Raw genomic sequence first — 15,459 nt, forward strand, 5'->3', positions numbered from 1 at the left:
AAGCGTTGGCAAACGAACGTTGACCAACGTCTGTTGTCCAACGAACGTTGACCAACAGGCGTTGACACCCAGGAGGCCACCATGACCGGCACCACGGGAAACACCCCCCACCACGTCATCGTCGTCGGCTCCGGCCCCACCGGCCTGCTCCTCGCCGGCGATCTCGCCACCGCCGGCGTCCCGGTCACCGTCCTCGAAAAGCGCCCCCACCGGATCAGCAACCGGGCGCCCACCCCCTGACCGGCGCCCGCGTCCCGGACGTCGCCCTGGCCGGCGGCGGCCGCCTCCACGAGGCCCTGCGCGACGGCCGCTTCGTGCTGGTCACCGCGGAGCCGTACGAGCCGGGCCCCGCCCGCGCGGCCCGGCTGAGCGTGGCCCGCTGGGCGAGCGACCGCCGTACGACCGTGCTGGTCCGCCCCGACGGATACGCGGCCTGGGCCGCCGACTCACCCACCTCGGCGGACATCGAGACGGCGCTCGCCCCGCACATCGGCGGTTAGTGCCGCTCCTCCAGGGTCCCCGCGAGCAACTCCCGCAGCAGGTCGGCCAGTTGGCCGGCCTGTTCGTCGTCGAGGCGGGACAGTGCCTCCGTCTGGACGGCGAGGCCCGCGCCGACGGCCCGGTCGATGACGTCCAGCCCCTGCTCCGTGAGCGTAACCTTCAGGCCCCGGCGGTCGTGCGGATCGGGGGAGCGGCGCAGCAGCCCGGCCTTCTCCAGCTTGTCGAGGCGACCGGTCATCCCGCCGGTGGTGAGCATGAGGGTGGCCGACAGCTGGCGCGGTGAGAGGGTGTACGGCTCGCCGGCCCGGCGCAGGGTCGCGAGCACGTCGAACTCGCCGCGTGAGATGCCGTAGGGCTGGTACGCCTTCTCCACGCGGTCACCCATGGCGCGGGAGAGGCGGTAGATCCGCCCGAAGACCTCCATGGCCCTGGACTCGAGGTCGGGCCGCACGGCCGCCCACTGGTCGATGATCGCGTCGACGGGATCCTTGCCTGCACTCATGCGCCGAGTATCGCCGTCCGGACGGTCGTCGGCAAGAAAGTGACTTGATGGAAAGTTGCTTAGTGCTAAGCTACTTTCCATCAAGCTACTTCGAGGGGGCAGACATGGTGACAAGGAAGAGCGAGCGCATCCCCGGTGAGTGGGCACTGCCCCTCACCGCGGCCGTCAACGGCATCGGTACCGGCATGTACGTCCCGTTCACGCTGGTCTTCTTCCACGCCGTCACCGGACTGTCCTTCACGGTCGTGGGCGCCGTGCTCACCAGCACCGGCCTCGCCGGGATCGTCGCACTGCCGCTCGCCGGCACGGCGGTGGACCGGTACGGCGCGAAGCGGGTGCAGTACGCGCTGTACGGCGTCCGGGTCGCCGGCTTCGCCCTCTACCCCTTCGCCCACTCCCTCGCCGCCTTCGCGGCCGTCGCCCTGGTCACGGCCGCCGCCGACCGGGCGTTCCCCGCGGCCCAGCAGTCCCTGATCGGAGAGGTCGCCCGCGGGGCGGCCCGGGACCGGCTGCAGGCGTCGACCCGCGCACTGCAGAACGCCGGCAACGGCGCGGGGGCGCTGCTGGCCACTCTCGTCATCTCCCTGGCGGGCAGCGCCGGTTACACGTACGCGGCCTGGGGCAACGCCCTCTCCTTCGCCCTCGCGGCGCTGCTGCTGCGGCCCCTGCGGCCGACGCGTGCGACAGGCGAGATCCCGGCGGCCGGGCGGGCGGGCGACGGCTACCGGCTCGTCCTCGCCGACCGGCCCTTCCTGGTCGTCACCGGCGCCAACTTCCTCAACGCGCTGAGCTATTCGGCCCTCTCGGTGCTGTTCCCGCTGTTCATGGTGGAGTGGCTGCACGGGCCCTCGGTGCTCACCGGCGCCGCGTTCACCCTCAACACGGTGCTGTGCGCGGCCGCCGGGGTGGGCGTGGGCGCACGGGTCCGCAAGGCCGGGGCCAGGCGGACCCGGGCGGCGGCGCTGGGCGGGGGCCTGTTCGCGGCCGCCTTCGCCGCGCAGATCGTGCTCGGCACCGTACGGCCCGCCTCGACGACGGTCCTGGGCGCGGCCCTGATCGCCGTGGTCCTCGTCTACACCCTCGGCGAGCTGATCCACAGCCCCGCCGCCCAGGTGCTCGCGGTGGCGGCGGCGCCCGAGGCGGTGCGCGGCCGGTACCTGGCGGCGTACCAGATGTCCTGGTCGCTGGCGAAGGCGGTGGCGCCGTCCCTGTTCACGGTCCTGCTCGACCTGGACGGCCGGGCACCGTGGGCCGTCCTCGTCCTGACCTCGGCGGTGGCCGCGGCCCTGCTGATCCGGTCGGAACGCCGGCTTCCGGAGGAGGCGGTACGGCCGCTGACGCTGCCGGCGACAGTGGTGCGCCGTGGCGCCCCCGCCCCGGCCCCCATCCCCGCACCGGCCTCCGCCCCGGCGCCCGTCCTCGCCGATGCCGAAGGAACCCGGGGGACCCGGCCGTGAAGCGATCCGTCACCGTCCCGCTCACCGCGCTCGCCCCCGTCTCCTGGGGCACCACCTACGCCGTCACCACCGCGTTCCTGCCGCCGGACCGCCCCCTGTTCACGGCACTCGTGCGGGCCCTGCCCGCCGGGCTCCTGCTGCTGGCGCTGACCCGGGTGCTGCCGCGGGGCCGCTGGTGGGGCAAGGCGGCGGTGCTCGGCGCGCTGAACATCGGCGCCTTCTTCCCGCTGCTGTTCGTGTCGGCGTACCGGCTGCCCGGCGGTATGGCGGCCGTCGTCGGCTCGGTCCAGCCGCTGTTCGTCGTGGGCCTCTCGGCGCTGCTGCTCGGTCAGCGGCCGGTCCCGCGCACGCTCGTCACCGGGGCCGTCGCCGCACTCGGCGTCAGCCTCGTCGTCCTCCAGGGAACCGGGACGCTCGACGCCGTGGGCGCCCTCGCGGCCGTCGCCTCCACCGCTTCCATGGCCGCCGGCACGGTGCTGACCAAGCGGTGGGGCCGCCCGGACGGGGTCGGCCCGCTGGCGCTCACCGGCTGGCAGCTCACGGCGGGCGGCCTGCTCATCGCGCCGGTCGCCTTCCTGGCCGAGGGCGCCCCGCCCGCCCTGGACGGCCGGGCCGCCGGGGGCTACCTCTATCTGGCCCTGGCCAACACGGCGGTGGCGTACTGGCTCTGGTTCCGCGGCATCGGCCGGCTCACCGCCCCGCAGGTCGCCTTCCTCGGCCCGCTGTCCCCGCTGACCGCGGCGGTCGTCGGCTGGGCGGCGCTGGGCCAGGCGCTCACACCGGTGCAGATGGCGGGGATGGCGCTGGCGTTCGGCGCGACGCTCGCGGGCCAGCTCGGGGGCGGCAGACACCAACCGTTCAGTTCAACTGAAAAGAATGCTCGAAAAGATTCGATGGACCTTATGGATCCGCGGCTGCGACGGTAGGGACACGGACACACCACCCACCGAAGGGAGCCCCGTGGCAGCCGTCCTGCCCAGGACCACCACCCCCTCCACCGCACCCGCCCGCGAGGCCGCCGCCCCCGCGGCCGGACTCGCCCTCGCCGCCCTCGCCACCCTCGTCTGGTCCGGCAGCTTCGTCACCTCCCGCGGACTGCACGACAGCGTCCCGCCCGTCCAGCACGCCTTCTGGCGCTGGGTCATCGCACTCCTCGCGGTAGCACCCTTCGGCGCCCGCCAGGCCTGGCGCCAGCGGACGTCGCTCCGCCGCCACGCCCGCTTCGTCCTGCTGGCCTCCCTGCTCGGCGTGGCCACCTACAACACCCTCGTCAACCAGGCCGGACTGACCACCCCGGCCGCCACCATGGGCATGATCATGGCCGCCTCGCCGGTGCTCATGGCCGTGTTCGAGCGGCTGGGCGGCGTACGGCTCGGCGGGCGCCGCACCACTGGGCTGCTCATCGCCTGCGCGGGCGTGACCCTGCTCGTCGGCGGCGGCGCGCACTTCTCGGCCGGCGACCTCTGGATGATCGCGGCCGCCTGCTGCTTCGCCGGCTACAGCGCGCTGCTGCGCCGCAAGCCCGCCGAACTCCAGGGCACCGGCTTCCTGTTCACCACGTTCCTGACCGGCACGGTGCTGCTGCTGCCCGCGCAGGCGGTGAGCGTGACCGTGCAGGGCTCCTTCCACCCCACCCCCGGCACGGTCCTGCCCCTCCTCTACGTCGGGGTCGCCTCCTCCGCCGTCGCCTTCTTCGCCTGGAACAAGGCCATCAGCCTGATCGGCGCGACCCGCGCGGGCATCGTCTACCACCTCCAGCCGGTCTGCGTGGCCCTGCTGTCCTGGGCCGTGCTCGGCGAGACGACGGGCCTGCCGCAGCTGCTGTCGATGGCGCTGATCCTGGGCGGGGTGGTGCTGGGCGCGGGTTCACGCCGCTGACGTGTAGCTTTCCCGGCATGGCCGAGTGGGACATCCGGAAGCTGCAGATCCTGCGCACCCTGCGCGAGCGGGGGACCGTGACCGCGACGGCGGAGGCCCTGCACATGACCCCGTCCGCGGTGTCCCAGCAGCTCACCAATCTCGCCGCCCAGCTCGGCGTGCCCCTGCTGGAGGCGCACGGACGGCGGGTCCGGCTCACCGACGCCGCCCGGCTGGTGCTCACCCACGCCGAGGCGGTGTTCGAGCAGCTGGAGCGCGCCGACGCGGCACTCGCGGCCTACGCGCACGGCGAGGCGGGCGAGGTCCGGGTCGGCGCCTTCTCCACGGCGGTGCCCGCCCTGGTCGTACCGGCCGTACGGGCCCTGCGTGACACGCACCCCGGGGTGACCGTGCGCATACGGGAGGCGGAGGCCGCCGCGGCCTACGACCTGCTGGCCGCCGGTGACGTCGACGTCGCCCTGTCCCTCGCGGCCGAGGCTCCCAGCGCCGCCGACCCCCGCTTCACCCGCGTACCGCTGCTCGCCGACCCCCTCGACATCGCCCTGCCCCCCGACCACGCACTGGCCACCGCCCCCGCCCTGACCCTCACCGACCTGGCCGCGGAACCCTGGATCTTCGGCGGCAGCGGCCCCTGGTCGGACATCACCCGCCGCGCCTGTGAGACGGCCGGCTTCAGCCCCCATCAGGGCCACTCGGCCTCCGGCTGGACGGCGATCCTCGCCATGGTGGAGGCGGGCATGGGGGTGGCGCTGATCCCCCGCATGGCCGCGGCCCGACGCAGCGGCGTCGTCATGCGCGACCTCGGCCCCGACGGCCCGGTCCGGCACGTGACGGCGGCGGTGCGCAGGGGCGGGGAGACGGGGCGGGCGGTGCACCGGGTGCTGGAAGCTCTCCAGAACGCGGCCACCATCAGTGTCGCGGTGACCTCACCGCCGCGGCCCGGCTGACCGAGGCCCGCCGGACGGCCGGGGCTCCCTTCCTCCGCGAGCCTCAGCCCCGCCGCACCTCGTACAGGAAGCACCCGTACTCCACCGCCCGCACGTGCACCACCGCCACCTGCGGGTCGGCGAAGGCCTCGGCGAGGGCTGACCGGAAGTCGCCGTTCACCAGGCGGCCGCCCAGGATGCGGCCGTCGGCGCCGTAGCGGCGCAGGACGCGGTGGTCGTTGGTGAAGGGCAGGGCGGCACCGGACGGGCCCGCGCACTGCGTTGCGTGGATGAAGACCGGACCCCGTTCGTCGTACGCGCCGGGATCGGCGCCCGTCTCGGCCGCCCAGCGGCGCAGCGGCGCGTACGAGACCAGGGCGATCTCCTCGCCCGGCGCACTGTGGCGCAGACAGCAGCGCAGCGGGCCGCCGCCCTCCTCGTCGGTGAAGGGGGCCAGGGGGCGCCCCGCGTCGTCGGCGGTCCGCAGTTCCTCCAGGACCCGGGGCGGGATGGGACGTGGCGTGCATGTCGTCGTCATGGGTCCAGCCTCCCGCCGCGACGCCCCGCTGACCGGCGGGAACCGGACATCGCGCTCCCTGTGGATCCCATGGAAGGATGACGCAACCGACACATAACGAGGAGATGACCGCGTGCCTGGCACAAACCTGACTCGCGAAGAGGCGCAGCAGCGGGCCGAGCTGCTCACCGTTGACTCGTACGAGATCGATCTCGACCTCTCCGGCGCGCAGGAGGGCGGTACCTACCGGTCCGTGACCACGGTGCGCTTCGACGCCGCGCGGACCGGCGCCGATTCCTTCATCGACCTGGTGGCGCCGACCGTGCACGAGGTGGTGCTCAACGGCGACCATCTGGACCCCGCCGAGGTCTTCAAGGACTCGCGGATCGCCCTGACGGGACTGCTGGAGGGGCGCAACGTCCTCCGTGTCGTCGCCGACTGCGCCTACACCAACACCGGCGAGGGCCTGCACCGCTTCATCGACCCGGTCGACGAGCAGGCGTACCTGTACACCCAGTTCGAGGTCCCGGACGCCCGCCGCGTCTTCGCCTCCTTCGAGCAGCCGGACCTGAAGGCCACCTTCCAGTTCACCGTGAAGGCGCCCGAGGGCTGGACGGTGGTCTCGAACTCGCCGACCCCCGAGCCGCAGGACAACGTCTGGACCTTCGAGCCGACCCCGCGCATCTCGACGTACGTCACCGCGCTGATCGTCGGCCCGTACCACTCCGTGCACAGCGTGTACGAGAAGGACGGCCAGTCCGTGCCGCTCGGCATCTACTGCCGGCCCTCGCTCGCCGAGTTCCTCGACTCGGACGCGATCTTCGAGGTCACCCGGCAGGGCTTCGACTGGTTCCAGGAGAAGTTCGACTACGCCTACCCCTTCAAGAAGTACGACCAGCTGTTCGTGCCCGAGTTCAACGCGGGCGCCATGGAGAACGCCGGTGCCGTCACCATCCGTGACCAGTACGTCTTCCGGTCCAAGGTGACCGACGCGGCGTACGAGGTCCGGGCCGAGACGATCCTGCACGAGCTGGCCCACATGTGGTTCGGCGACCTCGTCACCATGGAGTGGTGGAACGACCTGTGGCTGAACGAGTCGTTCGCCACCTTCACCTCCATCGCCTGCCAGGCCGCCGCGCCCGGCTCGCGCTGGCCGCACTCGTGGACCACGTTCGCCAACTCGATGAAGACCTGGGCGTACCGGCAGGACCAGCTGCCGTCCACGCACCCGATCATGGCGGACATCCGCGACCTGGACGACGTCCTCGTCAACTTCGACGGCATCACGTACGCCAAGGGCGCCTCCGTCCTCAAGCAGCTCGTCGCGTACGTCGGAGAGGACGAGTTCTTCAAGGGCGTGCAGGCCTATTTCAAGGCGCACGCCTTCGGCAACACGCGCCTGTCCGACCTGTTGGGCGCCCTGGAGGAGACCTCCGGGCGAGACCTGAAGACCTGGTCGAAGAAGTGGCTGGAGACCGCGGGCATCAACGTGCTGCGCCCGGAGATCCAGACGGACGCCGAGGGTGTCATCACCTCCTTCGCCGTCCGCCAGGAGGCCCCGGCCCTGCCCGCCGGCGCCAAGGGGGAGCCGACCTTGCGCCCGCACCGCATCGCCATCGGCCTGTACGACCTGGCCGAGGCGAGCGGCAACCTGGTGCGCACCGACCGGATCGAGCTGGACGTCGACGGCGAGCTGACCGCCGTACCGCAGCTGACCGGCAGGGCCCGCCCGGCCGTCGTCCTGCTCAACGACGACGACCTGTCGTACGCCAAGGTCCGCCTGGACGAGCGGTCGCTCGCGGTCGTCACCGAGCACCTCGGGGACTTCGCCGAGTCCCTGCCGCGTGCCCTGTGCTGGGCTTCGGCCTGGGACATGACGCGGGACGCCGAGCTGGCCACCCGCGACTACCTCTCCCTGGTCCTGTCCGGGATCGGCAAGGAGTCGGACATCGGCGTCGTGCAGTCGCTGCACCGCCAGGCCAAGCTCGCCATCGACCTGTACGCCGACCCGTCCGCCCGCGAGTCGCTGCTGGCCCGCTGGACCGACGCCACCCTGGCCCATCTGCGCGCGGCCGAGCCGGCGAGCGACCACCAGCTGGCCTGGGCCCGCGCCTTCGCGGCGACCGCCCGCACCCCGGAGCAGCTGGACCTGCTGGAGGCCCTGCTGGACGGCACCCAGACCGTCGAGGGCCTGGCCGTGGACACCGAGCTGCGCTGGGCGTTCGTGGAGCGACTGGCGGCGGTCGGCCGCTTCGACGAGGCGGAGATCGCGGCCGAGTACGAGCGGGACAAGACCGCGGCCGGTGAGCGGCACGCGGCCACCGCCCGTGCGGCCCGTCCGACGCCGGAGGCCAAGGCGGAGGCCTGGGCCTCGGTGGTCGACTCGGACAAGCTGCCCAACGCCGTCCAGGAGGCCGTGATCAGTGGCTTCGTCCAGACCGACCAGCGCGAGCTGCTCGCGCCGTACACGGACAGGTACTTCGAGGTCGTCAAGGGCGTGTGGGACTCCCGGTCGCACGAGATCGCCCAGCAGATCGCCATCGGTCTGTACCCGGCGGTCCAGGTCGCCGAGGAGACCCTCGCCAAGACCGACAGCTGGCTGGCCGCGGCCGAGCCGAACGCTGCCCTGCGCCGCCTCGTCTCGGAGTCCCGCGCGGGCGTCGAGCGTGCCCTGCGGGCCCGTGCGGCGGACGCGGCGGCCGGCAAGTAGCACGACGACAGGGGCGGCCACGTGACCGTGACCGCCCCTGTGGCACAGCTGCGGGTTACCTCGCGGACAGCTCCGCCGCCACCAGCTCCGCGATCTGGACCGCGTTCAGCGCGGCGCCCTTGCGGAGGTTGTCGTTGGAGACGAACAGGGCGAGGCCGTTGTCCACCGTCTCGTCGCGGCGGACGCGGCCGACGTACGACGGGTCCTGGCCGGCCGCCTGCAGCGGGGTCGGGATGTCGGAGAGGGCGACGCCCGGCGCCTTCGCGAGCAGCTCGGTGGCGCGCTCCGGGGAGAGCGGGCGGGCGAAGCGGGCGTTGATCTGGAGGGAGTGGCCGGAGAAGACCGGGACGCGCACACAGGTGCCGGAGACCTTCAGCTCGGGGATCTCCAGGATCTTGCGGGACTCGTTGCGCAGCTTCTGCTCCTCGTCGGTCTCGTTCAGACCGTCGTCGACGAGCGAGCCCGCCAGCGGGAGCACGTTGAAGGCGATGGTGCGCTTGTAGACGTTCGGCTCGGGGAAGTCGACCGCCCGGCCGTCGTGGGTCAGCTTGTCGGCCTCGGCGGCGACCTTCTGCACCTGGCCGTGCAGCTCGGCCACGCCCGCGAGGCCCGAGCCGGACACCGCCTGGTAGGTGGCGACGACCAGTGCCGTGAGGCCGGCCTCCTCGTGCAGCGGCTTCAGGACCGGCATCGCGGCCATCGTGGTGCAGTTCGGGTTGGCGATGATGCCCTTGGGGCGGTCGGCGGCCGCGTGCGGGTTCACCTCGGAGACGACGAGCGGGACCTCGGGGTCCTTGCGCCAGGCGGAGGAGTTGTCGATCACGACGGCGCCCTGGGAGGCGACCTTCTCGGCCAGCGCCTTGGAGGTGGCGCCGCCCGCGGAGAAGAGCACGATGTCCAGGCCCGTGTAGTCGGCGGTCGCCGCGTCCTCCACCGTGACGCCGTCCAGCACGGTGCCGGCCGAGCGGGCCGAGGCGAACAGGCGCAACTCCGTCACCGGGAAGTTCCGCTCCGTGAGGATCCTGCGCATGACCGTGCCGACCTGACCGGTGGCTCCGACGATTCCGACCCTCACAGTGACTCCCTCTTTGTGTCTCTTTGCATGACCGGGGCTTTTCCATCATGCGGCCGACCCCGGTCCACCTGTCCAATTCTTTGCGATGCGTGCCCGAGGAATGGGACACGATCACCTCTCGGACGGTTCCGTACGTTCGCCCGGCACCGCGTTGAGCTGGAGAAATTCCCTCAGCCGGGCGCCCGGGCCGCAAGCTGTGCTGTCCCGTCCCTGCCCGTTCGGGTCGCGGCCACACGGCGGTGTGACGTACGCCTCTGCGGACCGCCGGAGACCGGCCGAACGTTTCGGCCCGCCGCCGCGTCGTAGGGGCACACGCATGAGGGGGTGGCCTGTGCTGCGCGGAAGAGCGCGCCGCGACCAGGGGGCGTACGGCGGCGGTACGGACCGTGGGGGACGTACCGGTGACGATCCGCTGGACGCGGCCCAGGAACGCCGGGTACGGGCGGTGCTCGCGCTCGGCGGGGTGCCGCAGTCGGACCTGCCGGACGGCGTGCAGCAGGTACGGCTACGGCTGCTGGAGCGGACCGCGAGCGGCCGGGAGGCGCCGCGGGACGTGTCGGCGTGGGCGGCGGTGGTCGCCTCCCACCTCGCCATGGACTGGCACCGGGCCAAGCGGCGCCAGGAACGGCTGGGGGAGCGGCTGGCCGCGCTGCACGAGCCCGCGCACCCCTCCGGCGAGGAGACCAGCCTGCTCTCCCTCGCCGTCGCCCGGGGCCTGGACGACCTGCCCGCCGCGCAGCGGCAGGTACTGGTGCTCCGCTTCTTCGCCGACCTGCCCGTCCGGGGCATCGCCGAGGAACTGGGCATCCCCGAGGGCACGGTCAAGAGCAGGCTGCACACGGCGGTCCGCGCCCTGCGCGCCCGACTGCACGAGGACGAGGTGGTGTGACGTGACCGCCGAACACGAGGGCGCACGCGGCGCGGAGGGCGCTGGGGAGTACGGCGGCATGGACGCGCTGATGGCCGCCATCACCGGGGAGCCACTGCCGGACGAGGCCCGCCGGGACCCCGCCTTCCTCGCCGAGCACCGGGCCGCCGAGACCGATGTGAGGGTGCTGAGGGAACAGCTGGACCGGCTCGCGCAGGCGTTGACGGGCGAGACGGCACGAGCGCCGGGAGCGACGGCGGATGACCCGGCCACGGCGGATGACCCGGCGCAAGGGATGCCGACGCCCGCCTTCCGCGAGAAGTCCACGCGTCCCCATGGGCCCCAGCGCCCCGACGTCCCCGCCCGCCCCGCGCGTCCGGCCCGTCCTCCGCGGCCCGGACGGCCCTCCGGGCGGCGGCGGGTGTCGCGGATCGCGCTCGGCTCGGTCGCCGGTGCCGCGGCCCTCGCGTTGGCCGTCGGGTTCGGCTGGGTGGTGACGCACTCCGGCGCCTCCGACGACAACAGCAGCTCCCCCGAAGCCGCGGCCAGGAGCGTGGCCCAGCCCCCGGCCAAGGTCTCCGGGGACGCGGGGAAACCCTCCGACCCGGAACTCGACCTGGCCTGTTCCCGGCTGGTCGTGGAGGGCACCGTCGCCGAGGTCGAGCCGGGCAAGGCGTCCCCCTGGAGCCGGATCACACTGAAGGTGATCCGCTCCTACAAGCCCGCGCACGGACCGGCCGAGGTCGGCTTCCTGCTCGACGGCGGCGCGAAGCCGGCCCCGCGCGTGGGCCAGCACGTGCTCGTCCGGGTCGGCCTGGGCCGGCAGTACGCGAGCATTTGGGCCGTCGGCGACACCCGGGTGGCCGTCAACCGTGCCTGGATCACCGAGGCGCTGCCCGGGTCCCGGCACACGGCCTGCCCCTCCGACGAGTCGTCCTGAGCGCGGCAGCGCGAAGGGGCGGGTGCCCGACCGGACACCCGCCCCTTGCGAAGGCACCCCGTCGTTACGGCGTGACCTTCCCGATCTTCACGCTGCCGGTGCCCGCGACCGTGCCGCGCGCGTTCACCAGCTGGACCTGGCCGAAGAACTCACGGCCGGCCGGTGCCTCGGCGGCGGCCGTGACCTGCCCGGTGACCGTGGCCGAGTCGCCCGTGCCGAGCTGGACCGGCGTGGAGTCGTCCACCGTGACCGTGCCGAGCGTGGGGGAGAAGAACACGTCCCGGTAGTCGTACTCGGTGGCTCCCGAGGGGACCGAGTAGCCGACGACCTGGACGGTGTACGTGCCGGCGGCCGGGGACGGCACGGACACCGCCTCCTCCGAGTCGCCGTCGGCGGACTGGGCGACCTGCTTGCCGTTCGCGTCGTACACGGTCAGGTCGAGGTCGGCGGCCGCGTCGGAGACGTTGCCGATCGCGACGTCCAGCGACTTGGCGCCGGCCGGCACGTCCACCGTGGTGGTCTGCGTCTCGCCCTGCTTGATGGTCGGGCGGGCCGACTTGGCCGAGCCGAGCGGGCCGCCCACCAGCTTGCCGTCGAGCGCCGCGTACGTGTTGGTGACCTTCCAGGTGGCGGTGGCGGCGGTGCCCACCTTCGCCTCGGGCACGGTCACGGTCTGCGGGTCGAAGGCCGCGCCGAGCACGGAGACGTCCAGCGTGTACGGGTTGTCCAGCAGCGGGGAGGTACGGCGGGACTCGACCTCCACCTCCCAGACGCCGGGCTGCGGGTCGGCGTAGGAGCGCACGTCGGGCCTGCAGCCGTTGCCGTCCAGGTAGTTGGGGTAGCAGTACGGGGTGCCGGTGTTGTCGACCGGGGTGCCGTACGGGTGGATGGCGATGAACCGGGTCTGGCTCCCGTCCGTCAGCCCGCCGATCGCGACCTCGAGCGACTTCGCGCCCTCGGGCACGGTCAGGAAGTACGACCGGGTGCTGTTGCGCTGCACCGAGCCCTTCGCCGAGTAGGCGAACCTCACCGGCGTGGCGACGACCACCGTGGTGAGGATCTGCTTGTCGACGCCCTCGGTCCGCGGGTCGTCGACCTCGAGGATCGCGCTCTTGATGCCCGCGGACGCCGGCGCCGCCTGGACCTTCACCGTCACCGGCTGGTTCAGCGGCAGCCGCACCACGTCGTCACCGACGATCCGGAAGGTGTGCCCGGCGTTGTTCTCGAAGTGCAGCTCGTGCCGGACCGCCTTGTCCGGGCCGGAGGTGCGGGTGATCGTGACGTCGTACGTCTTCTTCCCGCCCGCCGTCAGACCGCCCTCGCGGTCGTACAGGCCGGTGCCGAAGCCGGGGGTCTTCAGGGCCTGGTCGAGTGCGGTGTCGACCGGGGCCTTCACGGTGTAGTCGTGCGCGCCGGCGTCGTCGCGGATCGCGTCCCACGCGTCCACGACGTCGATGAGCCCCGCGCCCTCCTCGTACGCCTGCACGCCCGGGATGTGGTGGGCGGTCGAGGTGAGCGCCGTGCGCAGCCCGGCCGGCGTCAGGCCGATGCCCTTCTGCCTGGCGGCGGACAGCAGCAGCGCCGAGGCCCCCGTCGCCTGCGGGGAGGCCATCGAGGTGCCCTGCAGCATGGAGTAGCCGGCCGGCAGCGAGTAGCCCGCCTCGGTGACCGGGGAGACCGGCAGCCAGGTCTGGGTGGTGTTGATCGCGGCGCCGGGCGCGACCAGGGTCGGCGTGAAGCCGCCGTCCTCCCGCGGGCCGCGCGAGGAGAACGGCATCATCTGGTACTTCTTCTCCACGGCCGAGCCGTAGTTCGCGGCCCAGGTCTCCTTGGAGATGGCGGCGCCGACCGAGATCACCTTGTCGGCCAGACCCGGGTCACCGATCGTGTTCGCACCCGGCCCGGAGTTGCCCGCGGAGATCACCAGCTGCACGCCGTAGGTGTCGATGAGCCGCGTGTACAGCTCGGCGCGCGCGTTGTTGCCGTCGTTCAGGGCCGGCAGACCGCCGATCGACATGTTGACGATGTCGACGCCCCGGTTGGTGACCAGGTCGATCATGCCCTCGGTGAGGGCCACGTTGGTGCAGCCGCCGGTCCAGGTGCAGGCGCGGGACGACACGAGCTTCGCGCCGGGGGCCGCGCCGTTCATCTTCCCGCCGAACAGGCCGTTGGCGGCCGTGATGCCCGCGACATGCGTACCGTGCTCGGACTCGATGACCCCGATGTTGACGAAGTCCGCCTTCTTGCCGACCCAGGATCCGCCGTAGGGGTCCATCGGCACGTCCTTGCGGATCTGCACGACGAACGGCACCCGCTCGGCCACGTCGGTCTTCGGGTCGTCGGTGCCGAAGTAGCCGACCTGGTACCCGTCCTTGTACGGCTTCATCGGTGTGTCGTCGGTGAAGTCGTGGTTGTTGTTCAGGTCGAGCGTGACCGTGCCGGCCGCCGGGTCGTACAGCACGCCCCAGCTGTCGGTGGTGTCGCCGTCCCGGTTCAGGTCGCCCTTCTCGTCGCCGCCCGTGGTGGCGGACTCCTTGAAGGTGCTGATCTGGTACGAGCCGGAGGGCGCCGTCCAGGTCGCCCCGCCATAGGAGAAGCTGGGACCGGAGACCGCGGTGACCATCGGGCGCCACGTCTGGTCCCCGTCGGCGATCGGGTCGGTCGAGGTCACCCAGTCGACGATCTTCCGCTCGCCGGTGGTGGTCCTCTGCAGCGCCGGGTGGCCCAGGTCGACGCCGGAGTCGAGGATGCCGATGGTGATGCCGCGGCCGTCCGCCTTCGGGTGCTCCTTGACGAAATCGACGGCACCGGTCTCGAAGGACGGGTTGTACGGGTTCTCGGCGGGGGTGTTCCTGCCGGGGCCGGGGTAAGTGGCCGTACCGGTCCCGGACTTCGCGCCGTTCGGCGCCGGGTCGTCGAGCGGGATCTCCTGCCGGAGGTCGATGGCGTGGACCGAGGAGAGCTTCGCGGCGGCGGCGATGGCCGAGTCCGCCCTGGCCGTCGGCACGGTGGCGCGGACGTAACCGATCTTGTCGTAGGTGCGGTCCACCGAACCGCCCTTGACCGCGTCCAGCTCCTCGGCGACCTGCCCGGTCCGGCCGGGGGCCGTCGCGATCATCATCGTGACGGTCTTGTCGCCGTCGGCCTTGGCGTCGGCGAGCAGGCCGGCGTCGTCCGAACCTAGCTTGTCGTGGGCGGACTTGACGCCGGTGCCGGCCGGTGGGGCGTCGGCGGCGAGGGCCAGGGGTATCGGCCCGGCCGCGGAGAGCGCGGCCACCACGCCCAGGGCCACGGCCAGGCGGGCCAGGCGTCTTGGACCGGGCGGGGAAGTGCGCTCGGATATATGGGTCATCGACATCCCTCAGGTAAAGGAGCGAGCGAACGAGAGCGCTCAGCTTTACCCAAGGGACTGGATTTTGGGCACCGTTGACCGAACCGATATGGAGGTATGGGGAAAACCCGCTATGGGGTCAGCTCTCCTTCGAGCGGGCGTAGTGCCGGGAGGCCTTGGCGCGGTTGCCGCACACGGCCATCGAGCACCAGCGGCGGGTGCCGTTCCGTGAGGTGTCGAAGAAGTGCAGGATGCACGCCTCGTGGGCGCAGGCGCGGATCCGGTCCGGGGCCTGTGCCAGCAGCTCCAGGTAGTTGCGGGCGGCGAGCCAGGCCGGCCCCCAGGCCGGGTCGGCGAACTCCGGCTCCTCGGCGGGGCCGTCCTCGGTCAGCCGGGCCCGGATCCGTCCGTGCGCCAGTACGGCGTCCACGAGCGGCGCCGCCTTGCGCGGTGATCCGTGCACCCCGGCCGCGATCGCCTCGCGGGCCTCGCGCAGATGGCGCAGCGCCTGCGCGTCGGCCGGGTGGGTGCCGGCCAGCCCGTTGCTCGCGAGCCACACCGCGAGCCCCGCGGTGTCGTCGAGCAGGTCCTGGGTGACGCCTTCCAGGTTCCACCGGGTGTTGAGCAGGTCGAGGGCGAGGGGCTCGCCGGTGAGCGGGCGGGGATCGCGGGCGGCGGACATCGGGCACTCCTTCTCGCTAACCACTAAAGCGTACGTCACCGGTTGACGCTGCCCTGTCTAACCATCTAACGT

13 protein-coding genes and 1 pseudogene are annotated in these 15,459 nt (G+C 72.5%); 9 read left to right on the top strand and 5 right to left on the bottom strand.

What is annotated here, in order from left to right:
- Positions 1-81: 81 nt before the first annotated feature.
- Both ACZ7HQ_RS00870 and ACZ7HQ_RS00875 read left to right on the top strand, forming a co-directional pair.
- Positions 82-222, top strand: a pseudogene (locus ACZ7HQ_RS00870) (FAD-dependent monooxygenase); the annotation flags it as partial.
- Positions 223-266: 44 nt separating this feature from the next.
- Complete coding sequence (locus ACZ7HQ_RS00875; protein ID WP_470985133.1) at positions 267-500, top strand: aromatic-ring hydroxylase C-terminal domain-containing protein; 234 nt, start codon at positions 267-269, stop codon at positions 498-500.
- On the opposite strand, the gene ACZ7HQ_RS00880 is transcribed toward ACZ7HQ_RS00875, so the two are convergent.
- Positions 497-1,003 carry a MarR family winged helix-turn-helix transcriptional regulator gene (locus ACZ7HQ_RS00880; RefSeq protein WP_470982948.1) on the bottom strand — a complete coding sequence of 169 codons (507 nt, stop codon included), beginning with the start codon at positions 1,001-1,003 and terminating at the stop codon, positions 497-499. The genes ACZ7HQ_RS00875 and ACZ7HQ_RS00880 overlap by 4 nt on opposite strands.
- A gap of 104 nt (positions 1,004-1,107) precedes the next feature.
- Here ACZ7HQ_RS00880 and ACZ7HQ_RS00885 point away from each other — a divergent pair, with 104 nt between their 5' ends.
- The 4 genes from ACZ7HQ_RS00885 to ACZ7HQ_RS00900 are packed head-to-tail and all read left to right on the top strand — an operon-like array spanning position 1,108 to position 5,285.
- On the top strand, positions 1,108-2,460 hold the full coding sequence (locus ACZ7HQ_RS00885; RefSeq protein WP_470982950.1) for an MFS transporter: 1,353 nt from the start codon (positions 1,108-1,110) through the stop codon (positions 2,458-2,460).
- A complete protein-coding gene (locus ACZ7HQ_RS00890) occupies positions 2,457-3,386 on the top strand; it encodes an EamA family transporter (protein ID WP_470982952.1) in 930 nt (309 codons plus the stop codon). Before ACZ7HQ_RS00885 ends, ACZ7HQ_RS00890 begins: the two co-directional genes overlap by 4 nt.
- A 34-nt stretch (positions 3,387-3,420) precedes the next feature.
- Positions 3,421-4,338, top strand: a complete 918-nt coding sequence (locus ACZ7HQ_RS00895) for a DMT family transporter (protein ID WP_470982954.1) — start codon at positions 3,421-3,423, stop codon at positions 4,336-4,338.
- Positions 4,339-4,355: 17 nt separating this feature from the next.
- Entirely contained in the window at positions 4,356-5,285 is a 930-nt protein-coding gene (locus ACZ7HQ_RS00900; RefSeq protein WP_470982955.1) for a LysR family transcriptional regulator, read from the top strand.
- Between the two features lie 43 nt (positions 5,286-5,328).
- On the opposite strand, the gene ACZ7HQ_RS00905 is transcribed toward ACZ7HQ_RS00900, so the two are convergent.
- Entirely contained in the window at positions 5,329-5,802 is a 474-nt protein-coding gene (locus tag ACZ7HQ_RS00905) for a DUF1203 domain-containing protein (RefSeq protein WP_470982957.1), read from the bottom strand.
- A 112-nt stretch (positions 5,803-5,914) separates the two neighbouring features.
- Between ACZ7HQ_RS00905 and pepN the strand changes: the two genes are divergently transcribed.
- A complete protein-coding gene (pepN, locus tag ACZ7HQ_RS00910) occupies positions 5,915-8,491 on the top strand; it encodes an aminopeptidase N (protein ID WP_470982960.1) in 2,577 nt (858 codons plus the stop codon).
- A gap of 55 nt (positions 8,492-8,546) precedes the next feature.
- On the opposite strand, the gene ACZ7HQ_RS00915 is transcribed toward pepN, so the two are convergent.
- Positions 8,547-9,566, bottom strand: a complete 1,020-nt coding sequence (locus ACZ7HQ_RS00915) for an aspartate-semialdehyde dehydrogenase (RefSeq protein WP_470982962.1) — start codon at positions 9,564-9,566, stop codon at positions 8,547-8,549.
- Positions 9,567-9,882: 316 nt separating this feature from the next.
- Here ACZ7HQ_RS00915 and ACZ7HQ_RS00920 point away from each other — a divergent pair, with 316 nt between their 5' ends.
- Positions 9,883-10,455 (top strand): RNA polymerase sigma factor, encoded by a 573-nt coding sequence (locus ACZ7HQ_RS00920; RefSeq protein WP_470982963.1) that lies wholly within the window; start codon positions 9,883-9,885, stop codon positions 10,453-10,455.
- A gap of 1 nt (position 10,456) precedes the next feature.
- Positions 10,457-11,374: a hypothetical protein gene (locus ACZ7HQ_RS00925; RefSeq protein ID WP_470982966.1), complete on the top strand. Its 918-nt coding sequence runs from the start codon at positions 10,457-10,459 to the stop codon at positions 11,372-11,374.
- A 64-nt stretch (positions 11,375-11,438) separates the two neighbouring features.
- Here the strand turns inward: ACZ7HQ_RS00925 and ACZ7HQ_RS00930 are convergent, their stop codons facing one another.
- Together ACZ7HQ_RS00930 and ACZ7HQ_RS00935 are read right to left on the bottom strand one after the other, a co-directional pair.
- Positions 11,439-14,726 (bottom strand): S8 family serine peptidase, encoded by a 3,288-nt coding sequence (locus ACZ7HQ_RS00930; protein WP_470982968.1) that lies wholly within the window; start codon positions 14,724-14,726, stop codon positions 11,439-11,441.
- A 118-nt stretch (positions 14,727-14,844) separates the two neighbouring features.
- Positions 14,845-15,387, bottom strand: a complete 543-nt coding sequence (locus tag ACZ7HQ_RS00935) for a CGNR zinc finger domain-containing protein (RefSeq protein WP_470982971.1) — start codon at positions 15,385-15,387, stop codon at positions 14,845-14,847.
- Between the last annotated feature and the right edge of the window lie 72 nt (positions 15,388-15,459).

This window comes from Streptomyces sp. NPDC037290 (assembly GCF_055603245.1).

Bases quoted from the DNA above. Each gene is read 5' to 3' on its own strand.
- ACZ7HQ_RS00880 (WP_470982948.1), bottom strand. From the start codon at position 1,003: ATGAGTGCAGGCAAGGATCCCGTCGACGCGATCATCGACCAGTGGGCG.
- ACZ7HQ_RS00885 (WP_470982950.1), top strand. From the start codon at position 1,108: ATGGTGACAAGGAAGAGCGAGCGCATCCCCGGTGAGTGGGCACTGCCC.
- ACZ7HQ_RS00900 (WP_470982955.1), top strand. From the start codon at position 4,356: ATGGCCGAGTGGGACATCCGGAAGCTGCAGATCCTGCGCACCCTGCGC.
- ACZ7HQ_RS00905 (WP_470982957.1), bottom strand. From the start codon at position 5,802: ATGACGACGACATGCACGCCACGTCCCATCCCGCCCCGGGTCCTGGAG.
- ACZ7HQ_RS00920 (WP_470982963.1), top strand. From the start codon at position 9,883: ATGAGGGGGTGGCCTGTGCTGCGCGGAAGAGCGCGCCGCGACCAGGGG.
- ACZ7HQ_RS00930 (WP_470982968.1), bottom strand. From the start codon at position 14,726: ATGACCCATATATCCGAGCGCACTTCCCCGCCCGGTCCAAGACGCCTG.
- ACZ7HQ_RS00935 (WP_470982971.1), bottom strand. From the start codon at position 15,387: ATGTCCGCCGCCCGCGATCCCCGCCCGCTCACCGGCGAGCCCCTCGCC.